This window comes from Micromonospora sp. CNZ309, from assembly GCF_002846525.1.
The window spans coordinates 2,826,905-2,851,595 of record NZ_PJNG01000001.1 but is presented as its reverse complement, the minus strand read 5'-3'; the positions used below and the strand labels follow the sequence as shown (position 1 = coordinate 2,851,595).

Sequence of the window (24,691 nt, the reverse complement as noted above, 5' to 3'; positions counted from 1 at the left end):
GGTGGGTCAGCAGGTGGGCAGATCCTTGATGTCGTCGCCGCCCTCCAGGTTGAGCCAGGCCCAGGGGATGTAGTTGCGTCCCTTGTAGTCGACCTGCACCCACCAGGTGCTCTGCTTCTGGTCGTTGTAGATCCAGGAGTCGACGTTCTCACCCGACTTCTTGCAGTACGCCTTGAGTCGGGTGCCGGGCTTGGCCCAGCCGACCTGCCGGTCGTTGTCCTGGCGGGGCACCGAGAAGATCTCGTTGCCGTTGCGGCCGTCGACGTCCTTGTCGCAGTACGTCCGCTGGTCGCCGTCGGGCCCGTTGCGGCAGGTCGCGATGCCGTAGAGGGCGCCGGTGGCCTGGGCGCGGGTGGCGGTGCCCTCGCCGGCGGCATTGCGAGCCGTCACGGTGAACGTGTACTTCGTGCCCGGCGTCAGGCCCGTCATCGTGATGCTGGAGCAGTTCCCGGTCTTCGCCGGCTCGCCGGCCGTGCTCAGTGAGCAGGTCGCCTTGCCACCCCCGGCGTCCACGGTGAACGTCACCGTCGCCGAGGTGGCGGTGGCCGAGGAGCCCGTCACGGTGACGCGGGGCTCGGCCACCGTACGGGCCGTGGTGGTGGCCTCCGGGCCGGGGCCGGCCTCGTTGACCGCCCGCACCTTCACGGTGACGTTCTGGCCGTTGCCCAGCCCGTCCACCGTGGCCTGCGTGTCGGTCACCTCGCTGCTGCGCCCGCCCACGTCCACCACGTACTTCGTCACGGGGCGGCCGTTCGCCGCCGCCGGGGACCACCGCACCGCCACGGTGCCCGGCCGGTCGGCCACGGTGCCCGCCCGCAGCTCGCCCGGGCGCTGCGGCGCCGCGTACGGCACGACGGTGTTGCTCACCGGCGAGGCCGCCGAGCCGGCGCCCCGGTCGTTGACCGCGACCACCGTGAACGCGTACTGCGTGCCGTACTCCAGCTCGCCCGCCGGCACCACCAGCTCGGTGCGGCGGGACTCGCCGGCGGGGGCGTTGGTGCCCGCCGACGTGGCCGTGACCACGTACTTCGCGATCCTGTTGCCCTGCCCGTTCGCGGCCGGCCACTTCACCAGCACCGTGCCGTCGGGGCGCTCCTGGGCGGTGACGGCGGCCGGCGGGTCCGGTACGGCGGCCGTGGGCTTCACCGGGTTGCTGGTGCGCGCGGGACCGTCGCCCTTCGCGTTGACCGCGTGCACCGAGAACCGGTACGTCTCGCCGTTGGTCAGGCCCTTGATCTCCACGGCCCGCTGGTTGGCGCCCACCTGCACGCGCTGGCCCGCGCCCTGCACCACGTACCGGACGATCTCCGCCCCGTTTGCCGGCGCCGGCCGCCAGCTCACCCGGGCCTGCGCGTTGCCGGCGGCGGCGGTGACCCCGCGCGGCGCGCCCGGCCTGCCCACCTCGGGCTTCTTCGGCGGGGGCGGCGGCGGGGGGGCCGGCGGCGGGTCGCCGCCGAGCACGTCGTTGGCGTACTTGTCGACCTCGCGGACCTGGTGCCTGTCGTCGACCACCTGCGCGGTCGCCGAGTCGGGGGCGTTGATGAACAGGTGGTTCTCCCGCACCTCCAGCTCCAGCGGCCCGGTGCCCCGTCCCCGGATGGTGTCGACGAGCTGCCCACCGGAGTCGAACGCGTAGACCGTGCCGGACGCCTCGTCGGCGCAGTAGTAGCGGCCGGCCCACGCCACGGCCGGGCTGAGCTTGTCGCCCGCGCCCGGCACGGTGAACGCGCGCACCGCGCCGTCGTCGTCGACCACGTGCACCCGCCGCTCGCCGGGCACCGTCACGGGCACGTCCGGCCCGCTGGTACGGGCCGGCAGCGCGCCCGGCGCGGTCATCGTCAGCGGCGTGGTCCGCACCTTGCCGCGCTGCACGGTCACCAGCGCCCCGGCCGTACGGTCGAGCACCGCGACGCCGTCGTCCAGTGTGGAGACGACCAGCTCGTGGCTGGCGTCCGCGACGTCGTACGTCTCGACCTTCTTCGGGCTGAGGCCGGCCCCGGCGGGCGCGGCCGACGCGGGCGCGGCCGGCAGCCGCGCGGCGGTGATCGCCGAGACGGTGCCCTCGCTCGGCACCGCGATCCACAGCCGCCCCTCGCCGTCGAAGGACCCGCCGGTGATGCCCGGCGGGTAGCGCACCGGCTCGCCGACCGGCGTCAGCGACCTCGGGTCGAGCTGCCGGACGACGCCCTGCACGGCGTCGACGACGAACGCCGCGTCCTCGTGCAGGGCGACGTTGACGCCCAGCCCCGGGGTCGTCCGGGTGGTCGCGGTGATCTGGAGGGTGGCCAGGTCCAGGGAGCTGACCTGCCCGGTGTTCAGATCCCGCAGGACCAGCAGCCGGTCGGTCTGGGTGACCTGCATCGGGTGCCGGCGGGCGCCGGGAACCCCGACGCGGGTGTCGACCCGGGCGGTGATCCCGTTGACGCGGGCCAGCTCGCTGCGCGCCGCGCTCCACAGCCAGGAACTCGCGTCGTGGCTCGCCACCGCGTTATCCGCCGCGCCGAGCCCGTGCACGGTGAGCCCCATGGCGGCCAGCAGCGCGGCGACCGTCGCGATGGTGACGACCCCGCCGCGCATCCGGCGGGGCCGGGGACGCGGGGGACCGGTGCCGGCGTGCCCGGCGTCGTCGATGGTGGCCACTACCGGCTGCCTCCCGTGTCGTCCCTGGCAGGTGGCGCGCCATGTCCGGCGACCCTCCCCTGAGCCGGCTGCCATCATATGGCCCGGTCGGGGGCGGGGGAACCCGCACCGTCCCCCTGTGGACACCCAGCGTGTGCGCCACGCCGCGACGACGGGTCAGCTCGACGGCGTGTCGCCCTCCCGTTCCGTGCAGACCTGCCCCGACGTGGCGAACGAGTCCGTCGAATAGACCGCCAGCACCGTGAAGCAGTAGTCAACCCGCGAGTTCAGCCCGTTGACCGTGTAGCTGGTCCGGCCCGGGTCCACCGTGGCCATCACGCCCAGCGCCTGCCCGACCCGGCCGCCGGCCACCATGAACGGCACCCCGCCACCCGCCGGGTCCGTCCACTTCAGGGTGACCGTCGCCGACTCGTCCGTCAGCGTCAGCCCGCCCGGCGGCGGGCCGGCGGCCGACGTCGCGGCGGCCGCGGGCGCTGCGGGACCCGCCGGCGGCGCCGCGTCGCGGGTGAGCATCAGCACGCCCACGCCGACGAGCGCCACCACGGCCAGGACCGCGACGACCACCGCGACGATGATCGCCGTGCGGTTGCGGCCGCCCTCCTCGGGCTCCGGCATCATCGGGTACGCCGGCGGCGGCGGGAAGGCCGGCGCCTGCTGCTGTACGGGGTGTTCGGCCGTCGGCCGGGCCCGTACGGGCTGCGCCTTCATCGGGAACGTCTCGTCGATGTCGAGGTACGCCGGCGGCAGGTCGTCGACCCGCTCCCGCTCCGGCTCCGCCTGCTCCACCTCCTCCCGCTGCCGTTGCGACCCCGCCCGCTCCAGTTCCTCCTCGACGTCCGGCTGCTCGGTGTCGGTGTCGGTGTCGGTCGTCGGGCCCGTGAGCGCCTGCGGGGGAGCCGTACTGCTCCACGGCGGCGCGGACATGCTCCACGGCGGCGCGCTCACCGGCGACTGCACCCCGGGGGGTGCGCTGAACTGCTGCGAAAGAGCGGGCGGCGCGCTGATCGGCGGTGGCATCACCGGCGGGGGCGGGATCGGGGGCAGCTGGGGCACCGGCGGCGTACTGACACCCCGCGGCGGCGCGCTGACCGGCGCGCTACTCGTCCCGTGCGCGGGCGGCGCGCTGACCGGGGGTGCGGGCGGTGCGCTGACGGGTGGGCTGCTCGTGGGGTGGGCGGGCGGTGCGCTGACGGGTGGGCTGCTCGTCGGGGGCGCGGGCGGTGCACTGACCGGGGGCGTCGGCGGTGCGCTGACGGGTGGTGCGCTGACCGGCGCGACGTGCGCCGCGGCCGATGGGGTGCCGGGCGGTAGTGCCTCGGGCGATCGGGCGGGGCTGACTGGAGCATCCGGTCCGGCGGGAGTGCCGGCGGCGCGAGCGATCTCCTCGGCGAGCAGCGGTTCGATCTGCTTGACCTGGATGGTCGGCTTGGCCCACCCGGGCGCCGGCCCCGCCGGGCGCCCCGGTGCCTCCGGCGTCGGGACCGCCGCCTGCGACGTCGAGGCGGCCGCCTCCGGCGCGGATGCGCGCGGGGCCTCTACGGTCGGCCTCGCTGCCGTCGATGACTGGACGTCGGCTGCGGCAGGTTCGGGAGCGGCGGCCACCTCGCGCGGGGGCGGCGGAGCGGGCGGGGCCGCGGGCGGCGTCACGGCAGGCGGGGACGACACCGGGGCCGCCGTCGTCGGCGGCGCCGGCCTCGGAGCCGGAACGACCGGGGCCACCCCGGCCGCCGCCGGCGTGGCGGCACGTGGCGGCGACGGCGTAGCGGGACCCGGCACCGCCAGCGGTTGGGCCGGCCCGGAGGAAGGCGCCCAGGGAGACTGCGGCGACGCCGGTGCGGGGCGTTGCGCCGGGACGACCGGGGGCGGTGGCACGGGCACCGGCGGCACCTGAGGGGCGGCGGTGGGCACCGACGGCACGATCGGCGGCGGCGGGATGGGCACCGCCGGGGCGTACGGCGGCTGCGCCGGGGCGGTTGCCGAGGGCGGCACGGCCGGAGGCGGGGGTACGGCGGCGCGGGCCGAACCCGGCGGAGCGGGCACGACTGGCGGCGGCGGGATGGTCGGCGGCGGGGGGATCCGCTGCGGCGGAGCGACGTACGGGGCGGCCTGTCCCCGCCCCGGGGCATGTGGTGCCTGCGGCGGGGCCGGCACGTGGGGCGGCATCGGCGGGGCCCACGCCTGCCGGGGCGCGACGGGCACCACCGGCGGTGGCGGCACGTGGGCGCCCTGCGGGGGCGTCGGCACGGGGGTGCCCTGCGGCGGGAGCGGAACCTGTGCGCCCTGCGGTGGGCCCGGGTACGGCTGCGGTGGTGCGGGCGGCACCTGCGGCGCGTGGCCAGCAGGGCGGGGTGGCTGCGGTGACACCGCAGGGTGCGGCGTCGGGGCGACGGGAGCAGCCCGGCCCACACCGCGTACGCCCGGAACGGGTGGCGGCGGGATCGGCGGAGTGTGCGGAGGCGCCGGTGTGGCCGGCGGGCCGCTCGCGACGGGCGGCGTCGGGCGCGCGGCCGACGGCTGCGGGGGGCCGACGGCGGCCGGCTCGTGCGGCCGCCAGGTGGTGGAGAGCACCGCCAGCGACATCGTCGGCTCGGAGAGCGCAGACATGTCGGGCCGCGCGGCGGGCGCGGACTGAGGGGCGGGAGCGGCGTCGCCGAGGTACTGCCGTGCCGTGCGTACCGCCGGGTGGTCGACGCCGAGCACGGCGGGCCCCAGGGTGGCGACGCGGGTGTAGTTGCGGCGGGCCTCGTGCCGGTTGCCCAGCTCGTCCGCCACCGCGGCCAGCTCGAAGGAGAGCGCCAGCATCAGCGGATCGGACGGCGGCCAGAGCCGCTCACCTGCGGCGAACGCCTCCTCCAGCACGCGCCGGGCGGCACCCGGGTCGTCCGCCTCCCGGTGCAGGCGGGCCAGCAGGTGCGCGGTGCTCAGCACATCCGGGTGGTCCTTGCCGTACGGCGGTCGGGCGGAGCCGACGGCGTCGTTGAGCAGTCGACGGGCGGAATGGAGATCGCCCGCGGCGCGCAGGGCTAGGGCCCGGTGCTGCACGGCGGCCAGGGGAGAGGGATGGGACACGTGGCCATGCTGCCGCGTGAGGCCCGTCGGACGCTACCCAGCCCCTCCGGTTTGCCACGGTTCGCCCGGGGCCAGACACCTTCCGACCTGCGTCGGCCCAACCGCCGAAAGCCGATGTGCATGATCCACCCCGGGCGTGTACAGTAACTCCCCGTGCGGCCCACCAGGGCGGCCGACGGGCGGAAGGCCGCCTCGGTCGACACGGTAGGCTGGACGAGCAGGTCCGGGTGGCGGAATGGCAGACGCGCTAGCTTGAGGTGCTAGTGCCCGTATAGGGCGTGGGGGTTCAAGTCCCCCCTCGGACACAAATTTGCGGCATCCATGCCGTCTTCTACGTACTGGTGGTCAGGGCTCCTTGACCACGTGAATCTGATCTTCGCGACCAGCCTCACCGACCCTGTGTCGGTTGACGGTGGTGGTCGCTGTGGCTGAGCACTCTCTGGCTTCCGTCATCCCTCCGGTCCTTCTGCCGGACCGTGGGCGAAGCAGCCCGCGTGACTCCCGCGCACCTCTGCGTCGGGCTCCGTTGCCGATGCCAGCGCTTGCGCGGCAGCGGTCCGAGGCCAAGGTGTACCGTCTCGCGTCGGTCGATGCCAGTGGCCGGATCCGTGATCGAGGCATCGTGCGTGCCCTGGCGTGGGAGCCGGGTGCCCGACTGGAGATCCGCGTGAGAGTTGGCGTCATTGTCGTGCGTCGGGATCCTGGTGGAGTTTTCGCTCTCACCGGTCAGGGACACCTGTTGTTGCCGGCTGCGGTGCGGCATTGGTGTGGGCTCAAAGCTGGGGATCGGGCCTTGTTGACCGCCGATCCTGTCGCGGACTTGCTCGTGGTGTATCCGCCGACGGCCTTGGACGACATGATCGCTCAGGCTCAGCGTGCGGTGTTGGGTGGTGATGAGGCGTGAGTGCGGCGATGGCGGGCAGGGCGGAGTTGGATGCCGCGCGGTTGTTGCTGGCGCGGATGGGGATCTCGCCGGCGGACCTGGTGGGGGCGGCGTCGGATCGTCCGGCGGCGCCGACGTTCGCGGAGTACGTGCCGGTCGTGGCGGCAGCGGTCACGGCCGGCACGCGGCGGGCGTACGGCTCGTACTGGAAGCGTGTGGTTGAGCAGTGGGGTCAGCGGCGTATCGATGAGCCGACGCCGTCGGAGATCGAGCGGTTGGCGGAGTATGTCAGGGCGCATGTGGTGGCTCGGCGCAACGCGCGGGGTGGGCGCAGCGCGGCGGAGCACCTGATCGCGGCGTTGCGCTGTCTGTACCGGCGCGCGGTCGCTGACGGCCTCATAACCGAGGCAGACAATCCCGCGTTGAAGGTGGCGAAGCCGCGGCGGTTGCCGAGTACGCGGCGGGCGTTGGCCGACAGTCGGCTGGCCGAGATCAATGAGGTGGCGGCGTCTACGGGTGATGATCCAGCCTTGGACAGTCTGCTGCTGCGGTTGCACATCGAGACGGCGTGCCGTCGGGGTGGGGCGTTGGCGTTGAGGCCGGTGGATCTGGACCGGGATCAGTGTCTGGTCATGTTGCGGGAGAAGGGCGAGACGGTGCGGTGGCAGCCGGTGTCGCCGACGCTCATGCGGTACCTGCAGCGGCATGTCGAGCAGCGGCACACGACCGAAGCGGGTCCGCTGTTCCGGTATCGCAGCGGGCAACCCATCACCTACCGGCGATATGACCACCTGTGGGTGCGCATCGGTGAGCGCCTGCCGTGGGTGCACGCCCAGCAGATCAGTACGCGCTGGTTGCGGCACACAACCCTGACGTGGGTGGAGCGGAATTTCGGCTACGCCATCGCCCGTGCATACGCCGGACACTCGGGCAGCGGTGGCGACGCCGGCACCACGGCCACCTACGTCCGAGCGACAGTCCACGAAGTCGCCGCCGCACTCGCGGCACTTACCGGTGAACCGCACCCGTTGGCGTGAAGCGGGCCCGAAACAGGTCCCCCAACAGAACAGGCACGATGACCCGATGAGCAGCCCCTACGAGACCGGCAGATTCACCAACATCCGTCCGGACGAGGTCAGCCACGTCACCACGCACACCGACGCCGCCGACATCGTCGGCCGGATGCTCACCGACCTGCGCTCCCACCCCACCGAGTGGGAGAACCACACCCTCGAACGCTTCCTGGGCGCACTCGAGTCCTCACTCAAAGCCCTGCCCGGCCTCTACCTGAACCGAGGAGAAGACTTCCCCGACCAGCCGACCTGGAAGCAGTTCACCGAGGCCCTCATCATGGCCACCGGCCGCGAATAGCAGTCCGGCAGCAGCGCCGACCGGGTCGTGGGATCAGCCCCGCAGGCGCGGGGAGCAGCCGGGGGTGGGCTTCGCGAAGTCGATCCCTCCAAATTCTCCCCGTGTATGCGGGGAGCAGCCTGCGGCCTTGGGATTAGAAGTTGGATCCCGGTCATGATTGCCTATGATGGACAATCCACAGGGGTGTCTATCTGTCCTGGTAGACACCCCTGTAGGTGCCGATGAATGCTCAGTAGTGCCGTCCGATCCGCAGGCGTCCGGGCTCACATCGGGCTCACCGCGCTGCCTTCAAACAGCACAGACGCATACCGGGCCAAGTACAGGTTAACGTGGACGACCACTCTGCTTCTTGATAGCTTTCGGGCTGCTGGCCCTGTGGGCGGGTGCCCGACACCGCTGCGAGGAGCCCCGACGAACGAAGCTGGCACCCACGCAGTCAACCGCGACGCGGGACGGCCCGCTCCGCAACTGCATCCCAGGTGGCGACCTCGGAGAGCACCAGCACCGCTCGTCGCCGGAGGTGCCGGCTCAGCCCACGCCTGAGGACTGGTGGAAGTGGTGGGACTGACGCCGCGCCAGGCGTCGTACCGGCGTGCTCAGCCCCTCGGCAATCTCCGCACCCTGCATCATGACCCCTCGAAAGGGCCAGGGCCGATCCATGCGCTCCCCCGGGTGTGTCTCCGCTGATCCGGCTTATGGCCGCGTTGGTCATCGCACCCTGAGCCGCACCGAGGCATCCGCTCATCGGCCACGATCGCGCGCCGCCGGCACTCCTAGCATGGGTCGCTCTTCCGGTCTCGGGTATCACTCCCGCACGGTTCCACGGGCGGCGGGACGTGCCCATCGGCACTCCCGGACGTCAGCGGTGGGGCGCAACCGCACCTTCGGCTACGAGCGCTTCGCGGCTAGATATGCACACGCCTCGGTCACGTACCAGCCTACGGCTGCTGCTGGACGACGCCTGCGGCGAACCATGTCACCAGCGTAGTGGCGAGATGCACTGCGGCACGTGCCTGGGCCGCTGTTTCCAACACCGTCCGACACTGTCCTCCATGCCGCGACGTCTGCCCCTTCCAAAGCACGTCCATCATCGCAATGACTGTTTCGATGCCGGCGGAGGTTCCAGGCTGCCCTACGTCTGCCGTGAACCGATGCGGCATCCTCCGAAGTGCCCCGAGCATGGTGCCGAGGGTCGCCTTGGCATTGTTGGGCTCCACGATTGAATGCGCCGCGGCCTCAACAGCTTTGATCGCCTCACTGAGCGCTTTTCATCGTGGGTTTCGGCTGGTCTGGGCGTGATGTAGGACGAGGATGGCCTTGATGATCGCGGTGGCGCGTCGGGGGCAGCAGCGGAGCTTGGCCAGGATCTTCCAGCCCTTGAGGGTGGCGACGGCACGCTCGCCGACGGCACGGATCTTGGCGTGGTGCCGGTTGACGGTCTTCTGCCGGCGGGACAGCCGCGGTCGGTGACGGCGGTGCTTGAAGGGCGTGCGGATGCTGCCGCCGGCGCCCTGGTACGCCTTGTCGGCGAAGGTCATCACGTTGTCGCTGCTCAGAGCGTCGATCAGGCCGTGGGTGCGAGCGGCGGTCAGGTCGTGTACGGCGCCGGGCAGGGCGGGTGAGGCCCAGATGAGGCGTCCCTTGCAGTCCGCGATGACCTGCACGTTGACTCCGTGCCGCTTGTGCTTCCCGGAGTAGTACGGCCTCTGCTCCGCGAGCCGGGCAATGCGCCGTATGGCCGCGTTCAGGTCCTCGGCGTGCGTGGCGAGCAGGTCGATGGCTTCCCGGACGTACCGCCAGTCCGTCGTGACGCTGACCGCGAAGCCGCAGGCCAGACGGGCGATGGTGTCCCCGTTGCGGAGATGGGCCAGAGCGAGTAGGGCCTGCTGGCCTGCGTCGAGGCGCCGCCATCGGCCTTGGCGCCGGATGCGTTCGTCGCGGATGAGGCCGGCCAGGTGGTTCAGGGTGCGGCTGAACAGCGCGACCGCGGACGGGTAAGACAGCACAGCGAAGCTCCCGGTCGGGGCATCGGGTTTTGGTCGACTGCTGTCTTACCGGGAGCCTCCTCCTATGTCGACAGCCTTTCCCCGCCCCACCGTGACCAGGCCTATCACGATGAAAAGACCTCACTGTAGGCCCGCGGGGCGTCCGGATGCAGGGCGCTTATAGCGGCCCAAGCTGATCGGAGGAAGTCCGCAGCCGAGCCAGACGCGGGCATCTGGTCAAGCGCCGTACTCGCATCTTTGAACGCTAGTTCACTTGCTGGGTCTGTGCGGCGCACCAGACGGCACCCGTCCTTCGAGATGACGTAGATCAGTCGGGCGTCGTCGAGGTGCTGCTGCAGGTTTTTGCGGTGGTCGGGTTTTGCCGCTGCCATCGCCGCGAACATGCGGAGCGGTATCGGGTCGGTAGGTTTCGGCATGGGCGAGCGACCGGGAAGCAGATCCAGGAATGCGTCGACCAGGTCAAGTAGGGCGCGGTCCGGCACGGTGTGGGCCAAGGCATAGCAAACCCGGACGCGGCGGTCGCGAAAGGCGAGGGGTTCGCTGTCGTCGTATGGCTCCGGCTCCCAGTCCTGCCGAAGGCCCAGTCGCACAGGTACGCGCTCAAGCTCCGATCTGCCGATGTCCTGACCGGAACGGAAGATCCACTCCCTCAGCTGAGCGGCCAAGGCCGGGGAAACCTTCTGGTGCCATTGTTGGTTCCCACTTTGACGAGCAGACAGCGGCTGCCACAGTTCAGACGTCGACACGGGAAGACGGTAGCGCTCCGGATCATCGCGATGCGACAGAGATGCCGCTGTCGCCCAAGGCGTGTCCTGCCGATCATGACACCAGTGACGGCGGCGACGGCGCGAAGGGTGGGGCAGGTCAAGCCTGCTGCGGGCCGGCAGCGCCGTCGTGTCCGGATTGAGCCGTCTTCCAATGCGGTGGGCGGCCGTGTGCTCCGCCCAACCACGTCGACAGCGGCCCCTGATTCCGTCCTACGGATCGGCGCATGGCGTTGACCAAGGCCAGTTGCGCTCGGGCCGGCGCCACCATCGCGGGCCGGCGCCTCGACCATCCTGCGGTGACGGGGGCAGCGGCTGACGCAGCTCTACGTCGGGCTTCGGGCCGCTACGATCATCGACCGGCAGTTCCCGCCGTCTCTCCCCCCGGTGACCGCCGAGCCGGCGCGCTCTCTGCACCGGGCCGCAGACGCAGTCGGCGTGCTCGGTGACATCCTCGCCAGCCACGTTCCTCCAGGGTAGGGACCCCGAACACCGGAAGGACTCGCGATTCGAGCCGGCGGAGGCGTCCAGTCGGGCATCCCGGAGTAGTACGGCCTCTGGTCCGCGACCCGGTCGATGGGGATCAGGGTGCCGTCGAGGATCGCGTAGGCGGGCCGGGCGATGCGCCGCATGGCCGCGTGCAGGTCCTCGGCGTGCGCGGCGAGCAGGTCGATGGCTTTCCGGACGTGCCGCCAGGCGGTCGTGACGCTGACCGCGAAGCCGCAGGCAAGGCGGGAGATGGGGTCACCGTTACGGAGATGGGCCAGGGCGAGTAGGGCCTGCCGGCCGGGGTCGAGGCGTCGCCACCGGCCCCGGCGGCGGGTGCGTTCGGCGCGGATGAGGCCGGCCAGGTGGTTTCAGGGTGCGGCTGGACAGCGCGACCGCGGACGGGTAAGACAGCGCAGCGAGGCTTCCGGTTGGGGCATCGGGTTTTGGTCGACTGCTGTCTTACCGGGAGCTTCCTCCTATGTCGACAGACCCTTCCCCGCACCCACCGTGACCAGGCCCATCCCGATGAAAAGACCTCAGTGGACCTGATCATGTTGCGGGCGGAACCGCCAGCCGTCGGAGCTTCGGCGTCTAGGTCGCGCCTTCAGGCCGTGGCTTATGCAACTTCGAGGCAGTGAGACGATTTCTGTCGCATATCGGACATGCCGAAGCCGTAACCTATTCGCGCGTGGTCGCTCAGCTGCAGGAACCGGGTTTGAAGGGGAACCGGGGGCATTGTGTGCCCGGGATTGCACGCTCTGCCGCGCTTAGAATCTCTGGTCCGGGCAGATTCGACTGTCGGCTATCAACGTCTTGTCGGCTGCGGTAGCTGCCGCGCTGTGCTAGGTGGGGCGAGTGCAACTTCTGTTCAGTGAACGTGAAGGACGCGAGCGTGCACCGATCGGCAACCTGCCCGACGGAGTCATTGCGGTCACGGTGCCTGTTCGCCGCGACGGGCAGGGGCATGTCCCCCGAAACCGACGCGGTCAGCTCAACATTGAGGTCGTAGACCTCATTGCCGAAGGCCCGACAAACGCCTACGATCCACCAGCCGTGCTCGACTCGCGGGAGTTGATATTCGCGCTCGAAGCAGGACGCCGAAGCTGGGCCACGATCGTAGATTACTTCGGCCCGTCTAGGGCGCAGGAGGCGGCGACCGCCCTGGTTCGCAGCGGTGGCGTGATACTCCGTTGCGCAGTCGATGATGTTCTTGATCTAGCGCATCCCGTGAGCTGGCGCCGCTCGCACTCATGGTCGCTCATGCACATCGACGTCCTTCGCGACCTTCGCGGTCGGCCCGACCCCGATGCACTTCGCCAGGAACTGGTTAAGCTCATGTCGGTCGTTCCGCAGCTCGATGCGGAGCGCGCTCTGCTCGAGGGCGTCGCGCCTGGATCTCCACTGCGTGTGCCGGCGGGTTCGGACACTTTGGCTGGAGCTTGGAGCGTCTACGAGCACGCTCTGCGTGCGGCGATCGTGTGGTTTCCTCACCAAGCAAGTGGTGCCGACAAGATGACCGCCAACGACCTTGCCGGTAGAGCATTCCTTGACTCGAAGGCCTGGACCCCGGAACGGGAGGCCGCCTTCGCCAACCTCATCGGGCTCAGCTTCGACCAAGCTGTGGACAAGGCGGACACCGATCTGCGCCTACGAGGCCCGCTCAAGTGGTCGCTGGGCAGCGTCGCCGCCGACGCCAGCGTCGCTGTGCCGTGGATCTCGCTTCCTGCCCGAGGCTTGCGCGCTGCCGGCGATGTTGAGTGCCGGGCGGTCGGCGTGCTCCTCGTAGAGAATGCCGATACATTTGAAAAGGTATGCACGGTCGCTGGTGTGGCCGACAAGTGGCTGTGCATCTGGGGCGCAGGCTATTCTAGCGACGGCATGGTTCATCTGCTGAGGGACCTCGATTTGCCGGTCGCGGCCTGGGGTGATCTCGATGCGCACGGCATTCAAATCATCGAAGTCCTGGAAGGTAAGCTCGGCCGAGCGGTCTTCCCGCTCGGTATGGAGCTACATCTGTGGCAAAAAACGCCCCATCGAAAGAACCAACTGCCCAGGAGCGTCGAGAAGGACAAAAAGTTGGCCGCGAAGCTGGCTAAATCTGGCCCGCTGAGCTTGCGCCCGCTTGCCGCAGAGATTGCCAAGTATGGCGGATCATGTGAGCAACAGCCCATACAGGCGCAGGTGCTGCCGCAACTGCCACGGTTGTTGCAGGATGTTCTCCGGGGTGAGGTGCATGCCTGATTCCTTGGGCTTGGCCGACGAGCACCCGCAGGCCGGTCTTCACGCCGCGCCGAGCGACCTGTTCGACTCCCGCCGCGAGCAGTTGGCCGTCTCCGAGAGGCGGGCGACTTGGAGAGCTTTCGCAGCTCCGCTCACCAGTCAGAGCGGAGCGGTAGTTGATAATCCTGATCTGGTTGAGATGGCTGTTGCGGTCATCGGGGCCTTCGCAGAGCACCACAGCGAGCACGGCATGACTTTCGCCCAGATCCGAGAAGGGCTGAGGTCGCACGGGGTTGATCTGGCGCCTGCGGCCATCGACACGCGCCTGGGGCACCTTCACGCGGAGGGCTTTCTGGATCCGTACCTGCCAAAGCTGCACCAAGGGCGGTACGTGATCCGGCCGGCGGGTCTGGTGGGGGCGTTGGCCGCCCGTCGGGTTGCGGAACACGGTGGGATTGACGAGATGGTTCTGCTGCTTGACCGCACGCGAGCAGCCCTACAGATGACCAACCCCGACCCGCGCCGTGTACTGAACCACCTGCACACTTGCCGGTTCACGCTGACCGTGTTCGCCAGGGACCTTCAACGGTGCGTTGCCACCGGCACATCGGCAGAGCTGATCACGCTTGGTCGTCAACATGACCACAGTGGCTACACACAACAGGTCGTCGACCTGAACTCACTTGTTAGCTCGCGTTTCGCCGGCGTGTATGAGCTCGAAGATGCCGGTGCAGCGCTTATTGAGGCAGAGCAGTACTACCGGACGCAAGTCCGAGCTGCCATCGGCAAGGTCCTCGCGCACGGCGGTGCGAGTCTCAACTTCGACGTGCTTACGCCACGCGAGTACGAAGACGCCGCGATTGAGAGCCCCCACGACCTGCTCGCCGAGGTCGGCGCACACCTCGTCGCCGACGCACCAGAAGTCGTCATCGACATCAACGCGATGATCAAGGTGCTCGACCACTATCGGCCCCGGCCGAAGCACCGGTTCCGGCCTCCCGAACCGCCCCAAGGCGCTCAGGACCCCGATCCGATCGCAGCGATCGAGCGGACTGCGGCCGAGACGCGTCGCCGGCGGCGCCTCGGCCTCGAAGCGCTTCTCGGCGGACGAAGAGAGGCGGACTTGACGTCGGCCATGCAGACCAGTTGGCCAGCTGCCATCCGCATCTTGACCGACGCGATGGCGCTGGACGCGGACAGGACCGAACCGTTCGTGCTGAACATCGACCAAGCACTGCTCATTGATGCGGAGGCTCCGGTCACCTACCTGCACCCTACGCGGCTAATACGAACGGACCTCGCGCTGCCTGAAGCCGGAGCGACCAACGAGCCGGCCCAGGTGGAATGGAACGGTGAGAATGTCTAGCCCTTCGGCAGCGATCGGCAGCCAAGCGCAGCGTGCCGAGGCCATCGACGAATCTGCGGAGCCAGACCCGGGAGCGCTGCTGCTCGCCCACGTGCGGGCGATTGGACACGTCGACGGGTCGGTGGCAGCTTCGACGCTGAGTCGAGCGATGACCGCCGCAGCAGCAGCGGACCGACGCCTCGGTGAACTGACTCAGGCGAACGGGCGAACAATCCTGGTTCGCGGCTGGCTCGACGGTGCTGCACCCAACCCTGGCCTACACCCCAGCGGGCCGCCGAAGACGTTGCCCCCGGTGGCGAACCTCGTGTGGGCTGCATGCCTCGGCGCGGCGTGGCCAGACCCCACCGCAAGCCCGTACCCGGGACGCCCCTTCTCCCGCGCGTCCATTATTGCGACATGCGCGGCGTTGGACGCCGATAGTAGATCGGTCGTCACCGCGCTGGACACCACACTCCCGACCGCAGGACTGATCACACTGGACGGCAATCGCGGTGCGCTCGGCCCGGCCGCCGCTGCGCTACCGTCGGCCACTTGGTCACAGCTACGAAGAATTCATGAGCGGCTGCCGAGACCTAGGGAACAGGGTCAGCCGCCGAAGAACGAGCCAGAAATGGAGCTTGAGTCATCGACGGTGCGATGGATCGCCACCGACTCACAAGCGCCGGCGACCGAATTCGACGAGAACCTACGAGGGATTACTTGTGCGCTGGAGGCAGCCGAGGGGCCGATTCGGCGCTCCGACCTTCCCATGCTCATGGACCCGGCGATCCGCGCCGCAGTCGAGATCACGCTTTCCCGATGCGGGCGAACACTAATATCGGTGGGATCGCATAGTTGGATCACCGGCTACCCGACCGCCGTCGCGGCGGCCCTAACACGGAACCAAGTCGGCACCTTGCAACCGACAGAACGAGCAGTCCTAGCCCTAGTTCTACTCCACACGGTCGCCATTCCCAGAGCACGAGGCATCCATCTCGATGACACCTGGGCCAGTACCCACCCGGTTCAGATGGACACGCTTATTGCCAACCGGGCGGTCAAGCGCACAGCCGCTGTCGCCGCCCTACGGGGACTGCGCCGGGCAGGCTTCGTCGCAACCGCAAAAGCAGGCGGCTACCTACCAGGACCCGCCCTACTACGGCTAACCCCCGCCCAGCGGAACCTCCTCTGGGAAGACTTGATCGTGCTCGGCCGGCCAAACGGATACATGGCACGCCGAATCCGTGAGCAACGCACAACCGACGCCTAGCCCGAAAGGCTCGCAACTACTGTGACGGCACCGACTTTTGCGACCGCCAAACTCGGAATCGTCGGCACTAGGCAACTCATCTTGGTGCAGACCCTTGACATTGCGCGACTGACCGCTCACCCAGTGAGACTGATCCCCGAGACCTTCATCGCTGTGACCGGCATGGGGCCCGTCGACTCCAACGAATCCGGCAAAACCAGCTTCCTCGCCGCAACCGCCCTGCTCCTCGGCGATCCTGAGTGGCGAGTCGGCGGCAACGGCGCTGGCGCCGTTGCATCCCTGCTGTTCGAGCCGGTTACCGCAGGCATCACCGGGGCAAGCGCTGCCACTGAAGGCTACATAGCCGGCGTGTTCGCCCATCCCACGAACATCGCTGAATCTGCCTGCACCGTGTGGATGAAGATTTCCTCCGGGGCCCCCTACGTCCAGGTGAAGCACGGGCCAGGGATCCACTTGGCACCAGGAAGCGACGATCGGGAACGACACTCCAATGCCAATCGAATGTTTCGATCCCTGCCCAGCGAAACCTGGGGTGGTGCCGAGTTCGTCGAGAAACTCTATGGCCGAAGCCCGCGTGTCTTGGCCTACGTGGCCAGCCGCGGTCAGGTCCGCTCCCGCCCTTCGCTGCTGAAGCTAGACGCGGGAACATTCACCCCGGATCAAATCGGGGATGCGCTCATCGCCCTGACCGGGCGAGCGACTCTTTTCGAGCGGGACGAACAGGATCGCCTAGGCCTCGCAAACAAACAGGCAGAGCTGCAAACACATATCGACAACGACCGTAAGCAGACAGCGCGCGAGGTTGAAATTCTGCGCCAGGTAGAAGCGCGCGACGAGCTTCGGAAACAAACCGGCGCTGCGCTTAAACTGTGGAACGGCAGCCTTGCGCGCGCTGTTGTGGACACCTACACGCGAGCTGCATCGGCCACCTGCCTGCTGTCCAAGGCCAATACAGCCTGGGAAGAGCTGACGAAGCAGGTCGCGACACTCACCATCCAGCGCGACGGACTGCGCAACCTCAAGACACTCCAGGATGCTCATGAGGAACAGAAGCGCAAACTAAGCGAGGCCAAGGACGCTCACCAGCTGGCCATCGGGGTCGAAGGACAGCTCGTTGGCGAGTTAAACATCTTGGAAGGCCGCCTCAATAATGAGCGCCAGAAGGCAGTCGGCTACGACCTAAAGTTCGATCCACCTGCCGCCGAGGCCGCCAGGGAACGCGAAACGCGTACTCAGGAAGTCGGTGCAGCCAAGTCCAACCTGAAGTCTGCAAAAGACGCACTTGCCGATGCCAAACAGGCTAGGCAGGAGGCGGCTCACGGTCAATTCGGGGAATCCGGCAAGGTTATCCGGCTATTGGTTGAAAAGGGTATACCCGCACAGTCACTCATCGCCTCGGTACGCTTGGAGGCGACCTATCGTCACGAGTGGGAGGCCAGACTCAACCCGTGGCGAGAAGCGCTTGTGGTCTCGCGTGAGCACCTCACCGAGGCGTTGCCCCTTCTGCATGAACACCCTGGCACGATCCTCATCTCACGACCAGCCCCAGAAAGTTCGACGGATATTGTCTCCGACCTTCCCATCGGAGTGGTCTCAGCACCACGTGACGCAATCGCTTTTCTCGATGCGCTAGGGCGGCAGCACCACGCCGCCGAGCCCGTCACCCATGTGTACGATCATCGCGTCGGCCTGCGCATCATTGGTGGCTTCCAGGCACCGACTGTCGGCCTCGACGACCTCATCGCCTACTGGGATCGGCAGGTCGCGCTCGCCCAAGATAAGGCCCAACGCCGCATCGACGAGCTTGGCCGGGCGGAGAAACTCGCCGAGCTAGCCGCCACCAATGCGGCACGTGCGGATGCTGCCGAACAATGCGCCTCGCTGGCGCAACAACAGAAAGAGCTCCAACATCGCCTGACCAACCACCGTCAACAGGTCATGCCGCCCCTGTCCGACGCGGTTGACGACGCAGACGCCAACCAACGTGCCGCCGAGAGCGCCTTGGCACAACGAAGTCAACTGCTCGATCAGGCCAACACCAACCTGAAGGCCGCACAGGACGAACTCCGTCCTCTGGCCGCGGCTATCGACCGATACAAAGCCGCAAGCCGACCGGACGACGCCATACTCTTTGCATGGGCACGCGGTATCGACGCCGCGCTGCAGCAACTGAGGTGGCCGACGCTCAACATCGACGACGACTACGACCAACTTGTTGACGAAGCCGACGCTCCGCTGGCGAGCGACGAAAACCCGCACGTCGAGCGCCGCACCAACGCAACGCTCCAACAAGGCGCCCACGACAAGCTCGTCGAAGCCATTGCGAGCTTCAAGGTTTACCCGGATAGTAGCGCGCCGCCACCTGCCGATGTTGCTGAGGCTGCGAGCAGATATGCCGCAAGCCGCGAGAGTTCCGGCTCCGCATCCGCCGAACAGTTCGTGTCTACACTCGCATGCATCATGGAGTGGCTTGACGACTCGGCGGAGCGCGACTCTTCCGCCCACGAAGAAGTGGCTCACGCCCGCAAAACGCGGCAGCGCACCACCGAATTTGCCAGCGAAAAGTGCCGCGAGCTTGAACAAGCCCTCATCATGACGCAAGACGCGATAAAGCAGCGCGCATCCTCCGCATTGGATCGAATCAGCACTGCGTTAAATAATCTAAACCGCAACTCTGGCGGTCTGGGCGCGAAGCTCGATTACACGCTCGTCCCGCCAGCCGCACCCGACAAGAAATGGCTGTGCCAGGTGGTGCCGCGATGGCGGCGCAATCCAGAGGGCCCAATGTTAGCTTACGACAACGTCACCAACACGGCTCAGGAAAAACTTTTCTCGATTCACCTCGTCCTGGCTGCCCTGCTCGCAGCACCGAATCCCGAGGGTCGAGTTCTGATTCTCGATGAGCTTGCCGACTCCCTGGGCGCTGAACATCGTCGTGAAGTGCTCGATGCCATCGCAGAGGTTGCTCGTGAGCACCGGATAACGATCCTTGCCACCTGCCAGGATGCCATCATGTCCGAGGCAAGCCCGCATTGCGGACAGATCCTATACTTCCACTACCCGTCCAAGTCCGAGGCACTGAACCGGCCCACGAGAATGTTCGGAGTGGATCGGCTGGGCGGCAGGGTTGAGCTAACCGCGGAAGCTCTTCTGGAGGACAGAGAGCTGATATAGAGATCGAGAGTCTGACCGAGACACTGGTCGTCGCAGCCCTCGTCTGTCGACCGTCATGGGCAGGACCCTGATCGCCAGGGGTGCCGCGTTCGGCACGATCTGGGCTTGTTCGCCACCGCGTTCAACTTTGTGTTGGAGACGCGAGTCGTGACCGAGCAACTCCGGCGATCCAGAGCCTCTGCGCGAGACCCTGGCGCAAGGTCATGCACCGCTGCCGCTCCTACAAACCTTCTTCCGGCGCAGCGTCACGTTACGGCTTGCTCGCCCACTACTAGGTCGATCGTGGCTTCGGTGGGTGTCAGGTGGTACGCCATGATGCCATCGCTCATTGAGCTGGGGGGTTCGGCGAGTGGTGCGTGCTAGACGGCGGGGTCGACGTTTGGTGGTCGCTTGCCCTCGCGGTCTCTTCGACTCGAAGTAGGTTCTCGATGATCACTTGGAGGCCGTCTTGGGCGGCGGGTGACAGCTTTGTGATGGAGCGGGTCATAACGCGAATTCGAGGGTCGGGTTCCTCGGGCTGTTCGCTGCCGCCTAGGAGATAGCCGACTGGCACGTTGAAGAACTCTGCGAGGCCGCGGATTGTCGAGGCTTTCGGATTGACGCGTTCGGCTTTGAGTAGGTGACGTATGCCGTTCGCGGTGATCTTGTGGCCGGCCTTGGTAAGGGCTGCCGCGACTTCATGTTCTGTATACGGCGGCCGTCCTGGGGGGCTGGCGGCGAAGAGGGCGCGAAGTCTGCCTTGGATGAGGTCGGAGGTGGCGGCCTCGGTCTGGTCGGCTGGTGTGTCCTGCATGGAGCCTCCCAACTGCAACCACTCGTAGCCGGAACCCGAAACTGTAGTTGACGCCGCTCCGTAGTCCGTGCTTAGCTCTCTGCATCGCCAATGAAGTGCACTTCATATAACAGGAAGTGTGCTTGGAAGGAGCGTAGCGGATCGAGCCAGCTGCCGGGGGGTGGCTTCTCGGTTCGTGGGAGATCGGCGTTGCAGGGGCGCGCTGGTCTTCGTGGGCCTGCTTCGTTTGGTCAGCGTCCAGGTCGTGACAGCAACGGGGGACCAGCCGTGTCGATGTCGGCGACGGCTTGTGCTGTACGGCAAGCCTTCGGGGAGGCGGACGTGCAAGATCCATCAGACGGGCAGCCCGATCAGGTCGCTGCTGGCAAGCCTTCGGGCGGGCGCGGTGGCGAGCTGGTGGGGGAGCCGGCGGTGGGGCAGAGGGCCTTGCCGCCGGCTCCTACCCCCGAGGAGATCGCGGTCCGGGTTCAGGCTTTGACGTCGCAGTGGCGGCACCGTGCGGATGCGGCGGCGAGGCGGGAAATCCCTCGCGAGTTCGGTGCGGGCAGGCGGGTGGAGTCGCTGTGGTGGCGGGCGGCGCTGCTGAGCGAGGGGTGCCCGCTGGTCTGCGTGTCGTCGGCGGATGGCGGGGTCGGGCGGTCGGCGTTGACGGCGTCGTTGGGTGGGTTGCTGGCGCTTGCGGTGCCTGATCCGGTGGTGGCGGTCGACGCGACGTTGCGGGCGTGGGGCGGTCTGGAGCATCGCGTGGCCCGCCGCACCTCGTCGACGGTGTGGGATGCGGTGGCAGCCGGGGCGGATCTGGCGGATGGCGGCGTGGCGGATCGGCTGGCGCAGGTCGGTCCGACAGGGCTGCGGGTGCTGGTGGGGGAAAACAAGCTGTCGTCGCAGCGGCGTCCACCGACGTGGCCGGAGCTGTTCGGTGTTGTCGCTCATCTGCGCGCGGTGTTCCGGTTGGCGTTGCTGGATCTGCCGACGGCGCACAGCGCGTCGACGTGGCGGGCGTTGAGTTGGGCGACGGTTCCGGTGTTGGTGTCGCGGGCGACGGTGGATTCGGTGCAGCACACCTTGCGGCTGTTGGCGCACATGCGCACGGCGGGGCTGACGCAGGTGCCTGACCGGGCCGTGGTGGTCGTCATGGCCACGTCGCCGTCGGTGGCGCGTGAGGTGCGGGCGGTGGAGCAGTTGGCGCGACAGTCCGCCGCGGTCTTGGTGCGGGTGCCTTACGACCCCGCACTCGTGCGCCTGGATCCACTGGATCCGCGGGTGTTGACGAAGGCCACCCGGTCGGCGCTGACCGAGGTCGCCGCGGCAGTGATCGACAGATGTCCGGCTGACCCTGCGGCTGCCAACGGCCCAAGGTCGGCCTCGAACGGGGAGAAGTGATCGTGTTGCATCAGCTTGCGGCTGTCCTGACGGTGCGTGCCCCTGGCGTGATGGCGCTTCTGGCGCCGACCCCTACGCCGACGCCGCAGCCGTCGGGTGGCGGCTTCGACTTCAGCCGGATCAGTCCGGATCCGGCGGCGGTGCCGCGCTCGGATCTGTTCTACAAGCTCGCGAACGCTGCCTTGTTTCTTGGGGTGATTTCGGCGGTGGCGGGGTTGGCGGCGGGGGCTATCGCGTTCGGGATCGGGCCGATCTTCGGCGCGCACATCATCAGTGATCGCGGCAAATCGATGATGTGGAAGGCCGGTTTGGTGGCGATCGTGGTCGGGTCAGCCACGTCGATCATCGCGTTCCTGCTCAGCGAAATCTGATCGGGGCCGGACGATGAGTCGAGCGGATTTCAAGCCGAGCACCGGCCGCCGGCCGGGCGCCCTCGTTGCGGTACTGGTCATGGTGATGGCCCTCAGCCTGGCGGTGTTCGCCGCCGGCCGAGCGAGTGTTCCACAGCGGCAGGTGGCCGCCCGGTACGTCGACCGGATGCAGGCCGGGGTGCCGGTGGGTTTCCCGGGTACGCCTCGCGGTGCAGCGGATGCGGCAGCGGCCTACACGCAGGTCCTGGCGGCGGCCGGGACAAGGGACGTGACGAGCCGGCAGGCATTGCTGGAGCTGATTGCCGCCGAGGGGGCCGCGCCGGCGGTGCAGCCTCTCGTCGGGCCACCGTCCGAAGGGGCAGCGATTGCGCAGACGGTGGTGGTGCGGGTGTGGGTGCCCGATACGGACCTCGACGTGGTCGTGCCCGAGGGCCGCGAGGTGGCGGTGCGGATGCTCGTCTGCGCCCTGAGCGGCACCACCGCGAATGCTGGCGGCCTGGGCGCCGGGTTGGCGGGCGGCTGGTACGTGCAGCCCGCGACGGCACGGTGGTCGCAGGGCCGGTGGCGTCTGGTGGGTGCGGAGCGTGCGGTGCCGGTGCCGCCGCCGGATCAGCGTGGCACCCGCCGCGACGGCGGACCACGAGACATGCAGCCCTTGGCTGAGGTGATCGGCCCGCGGTCGTGGGCGCCGGGGACGGTGTGACCCATGGCTGTCCTGCCCGCAGCCCTGCGGCTGCTGCTCGCGGTGGTGTCCTCGATGACGGTCGCGGCGGTTGCTCCCGCGTCCGCCGCAGCGGCACCAACGCCCACGCCGTCGCCGTCCTCGCCGGTTTCGGCGTGCCCGGCCCCGCCGGCTGACGTCCGGCCTGGCGCGGGTGCCGAGCCGTTGAGGCAGCCGCAGGTGGCCTGGTGTCTGCCGTGGGCGCGGTGGCAGCAGGGCGACGGCTGGACGACTGTGTGCAGCGCGGCGGCCAGCACTGTGGAGCAGGAACACTGCGACGCGGTGGCGGTGACGGTGCAGTCCCCGCCGCCGGACGGCACGCCATCGGTGCTCGACGAGCGGCTGCCGGCCGCCGGTGAGCAGCCGGTGCGCTGCGAGCGGCTGGACGCGAAAGCAGCGCAGGACGTACCGCACGCGTCGCGGTGGACGGCGAAGGCCGAGCGTTGCCGTGCACTGCGGTCGGTGTTGACGGCGTCGTCGTCGCTGAAGGCGTCGTCGGAGTGCGGGCCGTTGGACGTGTCCTGCAAGGTGGGCGCCCAGGTGAAGGACGCGGCGCGCACAGGGTTCGAGGGCCTGGCCGACATCGCGGTGGCGGGGTTCGCGTGGGCGTTGGGCAAGCTCGCCGAGGTCGTGTTCACGCAGTCGTCGACGGTGGCTGATGAGCCGTTTTACGGCGTCTACAACGACATCTCCGGCGTGCTGATCGTGATGGTGCTGATCGTGTTCGTGATCTCTACGGCGATCAACGGGCTGCGGGTGAGCGGGCCGGGGCCGCTGTCGAGCCTGGGCGGGCTGGTGCGGGCGATGTTCGGCATCGCGTTCGCCGGCGGCATCGCGTACCTGCTGATGGCGGCCTGGGATGAGGCGACGCTGGCGCTGATCGCCCGCAACCAGCAGCGGGACTGGCAGCCGAGCATGTGGGTCGACGCGTTGAACGCGCTGACGGCCGACATGGGCACGATCCTGCTGGCCTTCGTTGTCGCCGTGGTCGGCGTGTTCGGCCTGGTGCTGGTGTTCGTGATGCTGTTGTTTCGCTCGTTGCTGGCCGCTGGGGCGGCGTTGTTCGGGGCGATGGCGATGACCGGTCAGGTCATGGCCGAGACCCGGGCGTGGGGTCGGAAGTGGTTCTGGACCTGCAACGCGCTGGCGGCGTCGAAGTTCTTCATCGCGGCGTTGTGGATCTACGGCACCCGCACCGCCTACGAGAGCGACAACGTGGTCAACGTGCTGCGAGGGTTGTTCATCATCGTGTTGATGGTCCTCGCGCCGTGGATCCTGCTGCGGTTGACGAGCATGTGGGACGGCTACCTCGCCGATGTCGACGCCCGAGGGTTCCTGACCTCGGCGGCCGGGGCGGTCGGGCTCGACGCCGCAGCGCGGCGCCTGAGCGACCCGTCGGACGACGGGGGTGAGATGGATGCGGCGTCGCTGATGCAGGGCAACGCTGACGCCATCCCCACCAGCCCGACATCTTCCACCGGACCTGCCGGTGCGCTGGCGGGGCTGCCGGATGAGGGGGAGGCCCTGCACGGCCGAGGCGACAGCGACCAGTTCGGCCAGTCCGCCAACACCGGTGGCGAGCAGGCTGCTGGGGGTGAGAACGCCGACGAGGCAGCGGGGGTGCAGCGGGACTCCCGCACCGCCCAAGGGGACGTGACGCGCGGGCAACTCACCCTGCCGGGCGACGCCACCGGCGAGCAGGGCGCCCTCCCGGTGACACCGCAGGACGCCCACGACCAGACGCCCGCCTCGGCCGGCTCAGGCAATGGGGCCCCCGGCAGTTCCGGCATGGGTGGTGGGTCTGCTGTCCCGTCGGGTCCGAGCGCGGGATCGCCGAGCCCTGGCGGAAGTCCGCTGCCGCAGCTCGCGGACGACAGCGATACCGCCGGACGGGCCACCGGGGCAGCGGCGTCTCAAGACCAGACGTCCGTGTCGGCCGGCTCGGGCGCCGGGGAACCCGTTGGCAGCGCTCTGTCGCCGGTCGGTGGTGGCCTCGGCGTGAGCGGTGGGGCTTCTGGCTCGTCGGGCGTGGGGGCGGCATCGCTGAGTTCCGGTGGTAGCCCGCTGCCGCCGGAGAACGACGGAGATGGCGCTGGTGGCGCTGCGGCGGGCCGGGGCGGTGGGCAGGGCGCTGCCGCTGGTGGTGCTGCCGAGATTCCGATCGTGCCGGCCTAGATCACTGCGAAGGGGGA

13 protein-coding genes, 1 tRNA gene and 2 pseudogenes are annotated in these 24,691 nt (G+C 68.8%); 10 read left to right on the top strand and 6 right to left on the bottom strand.

Translation table 11 applies throughout. The features are described from left to right. Positions 1 to 6: 6 nt before the first annotated feature. Both CLT72_RS11365 and CLT72_RS11355 read right to left on the bottom strand, forming a co-directional pair. The gene (locus CLT72_RS11365; RefSeq protein WP_486484376.1) at positions 7 to 2,577 is read right to left on the bottom strand and encodes a fibronectin type III domain-containing protein; all 2,571 of its coding nucleotides are present in this window, start codon (positions 2,575 to 2,577) and stop codon (positions 7 to 9) included. A 2,487-nt stretch (positions 2,578 to 5,064) separates the two neighbouring features. After that, positions 5,065 to 5,709 (bottom strand): annotated as a pseudogene (locus tag CLT72_RS11355) (tetratricopeptide repeat protein); the annotation flags it as partial. A gap of 221 nt (positions 5,710 to 5,930) precedes the next feature. Between CLT72_RS11355 and CLT72_RS11350 the strand changes: the two are divergent. The 3 genes from CLT72_RS11350 to CLT72_RS11335 all read left to right on the top strand — a co-directional run bounded on the left by CLT72_RS11350 (position 5,931) and on the right by CLT72_RS11335 (position 7,963). Next, a tRNA-Leu gene (locus tag CLT72_RS11350) sits at positions 5,931 to 6,014 on the top strand. Positions 6,015 to 6,609: 595 nt separating this feature from the next. Next, positions 6,610 to 7,629 (top strand): tyrosine-type recombinase/integrase, encoded by a 1,020-nt coding sequence (locus CLT72_RS11340; RefSeq protein ID WP_486484250.1) that lies wholly within the window; start codon positions 6,610 to 6,612, stop codon positions 7,627 to 7,629. Between the two features lie 46 nt (positions 7,630 to 7,675). After that, positions 7,676 to 7,963 carry a DUF7660 family protein gene (locus CLT72_RS11335; RefSeq protein ID WP_101411429.1) on the top strand — a complete coding sequence of 96 codons (288 nt, stop codon included), beginning with the start codon at positions 7,676 to 7,678 and terminating at the stop codon, positions 7,961 to 7,963. Between the two features lie 1,268 nt (positions 7,964 to 9,231). Here the strand turns inward: CLT72_RS11335 and CLT72_RS11330 are convergent. The 3 genes and pseudogenes from CLT72_RS11330 to CLT72_RS11320 form a co-directional block, all read right to left on the bottom strand. Then, complete coding sequence (locus CLT72_RS11330) at positions 9,232 to 9,969, bottom strand: transposase family protein (RefSeq protein ID WP_101411427.1); 738 nt, start codon at positions 9,967 to 9,969, stop codon at positions 9,232 to 9,234. A 104-nt stretch (positions 9,970 to 10,073) separates the two neighbouring features. Next, positions 10,074 to 10,715: a hypothetical protein gene (locus tag CLT72_RS11325; RefSeq protein WP_144082240.1), complete on the bottom strand. Its 642-nt coding sequence runs from the start codon at positions 10,713 to 10,715 to the stop codon at positions 10,074 to 10,076. Between the two features lie 557 nt (positions 10,716 to 11,272). Continuing rightward, positions 11,273 to 11,633 (bottom strand): annotated as a pseudogene (locus tag CLT72_RS11320) (helix-turn-helix domain-containing protein); the annotation flags it as partial. 444 nt (positions 11,634 to 12,077) lie between these two features. Between CLT72_RS11320 and CLT72_RS11315 the strand changes: the two are divergent. The 3 genes from CLT72_RS11315 to CLT72_RS31545 all read left to right on the top strand — a co-directional run bounded on the left by CLT72_RS11315 (position 12,078) and on the right by CLT72_RS31545 (position 19,231). Next, a complete protein-coding gene (locus CLT72_RS11315) occupies positions 12,078 to 13,463 on the top strand; it encodes a Wadjet anti-phage system protein JetD domain-containing protein (protein WP_144082239.1) in 1,386 nt (461 codons plus the stop codon). After that, positions 13,456 to 14,808, top strand: coding sequence for a hypothetical protein (locus CLT72_RS11310; protein ID WP_144082238.1), 1,353 nt, complete (start codon positions 13,456 to 13,458; stop codon positions 14,806 to 14,808). The genes CLT72_RS11315 and CLT72_RS11310 overlap by 8 nt, the downstream gene beginning before the upstream one ends. A gap of 1,330 nt (positions 14,809 to 16,138) precedes the next feature. Then, a complete protein-coding gene (locus CLT72_RS31545) occupies positions 16,139 to 19,231 on the top strand; it encodes a coiled-coil domain-containing protein (RefSeq protein WP_486484249.1) in 3,093 nt (1,030 codons plus the stop codon). A gap of 325 nt (positions 19,232 to 19,556) precedes the next feature. Here the strand turns inward: CLT72_RS31545 and CLT72_RS11295 are convergent, their stop codons facing one another. Continuing rightward, entirely contained in the window at positions 19,557 to 20,024 is a 468-nt protein-coding gene (locus CLT72_RS11295; protein WP_486484248.1) for a hypothetical protein, read from the bottom strand. A 321-nt stretch (positions 20,025 to 20,345) separates the two neighbouring features. On the opposite strand from CLT72_RS11295, the gene CLT72_RS11290 reads away from it, so the two are divergent. From CLT72_RS11290 to CLT72_RS11275, 4 genes are all read left to right on the top strand, one after another. After that, complete coding sequence (locus CLT72_RS11290; protein WP_158242019.1) at positions 20,346 to 21,407, top strand: hypothetical protein; 1,062 nt, start codon at positions 20,346 to 20,348, stop codon at positions 21,405 to 21,407. 2 nt (positions 21,408 to 21,409) lie between these two features. Next, the gene (locus tag CLT72_RS11285) at positions 21,410 to 21,778 is read left to right on the top strand and encodes a hypothetical protein (RefSeq protein WP_486484247.1); all 369 of its coding nucleotides are present in this window, start codon (positions 21,410 to 21,412) and stop codon (positions 21,776 to 21,778) included. Between the two features lie 79 nt (positions 21,779 to 21,857). After that, a complete protein-coding gene (locus CLT72_RS11280) occupies positions 21,858 to 22,481 on the top strand; it encodes a hypothetical protein (protein ID WP_144082235.1) in 624 nt (207 codons plus the stop codon). A 3-nt stretch (positions 22,482 to 22,484) separates the two neighbouring features. After that, complete coding sequence (locus tag CLT72_RS11275) at positions 22,485 to 24,674, top strand: hypothetical protein (RefSeq protein ID WP_101411412.1); 2,190 nt, start codon at positions 22,485 to 22,487, stop codon at positions 24,672 to 24,674. Positions 24,675 to 24,691 lie beyond the last annotated feature (17 nt).

Bases quoted from the DNA above. Each gene is read 5' to 3' on its own strand.
- CLT72_RS11365 (WP_486484376.1), bottom strand. From the start codon at position 2,577: ATGCGCGGCGGGGTCGTCACCATCGCGACGGTCGCCGCGCTGCTGGCC.
- CLT72_RS11335 (WP_101411429.1), top strand. From the start codon at position 7,676: ATGAGCAGCCCCTACGAGACCGGCAGATTCACCAACATCCGTCCGGAC.
- CLT72_RS11310 (WP_144082238.1), top strand. From the start codon at position 13,456: ATGCCTGATTCCTTGGGCTTGGCCGACGAGCACCCGCAGGCCGGTCTT.
- CLT72_RS11295 (WP_486484248.1), bottom strand. From the start codon at position 20,024: ATGCAGGACACACCAGCCGACCAGACCGAGGCCGCCACCTCCGACCTC.
- CLT72_RS11280 (WP_144082235.1), top strand. From the start codon at position 21,858: ATGGTGATGGCCCTCAGCCTGGCGGTGTTCGCCGCCGGCCGAGCGAGT.
- CLT72_RS11275 (WP_101411412.1), top strand. From the start codon at position 22,485: ATGGCTGTCCTGCCCGCAGCCCTGCGGCTGCTGCTCGCGGTGGTGTCC.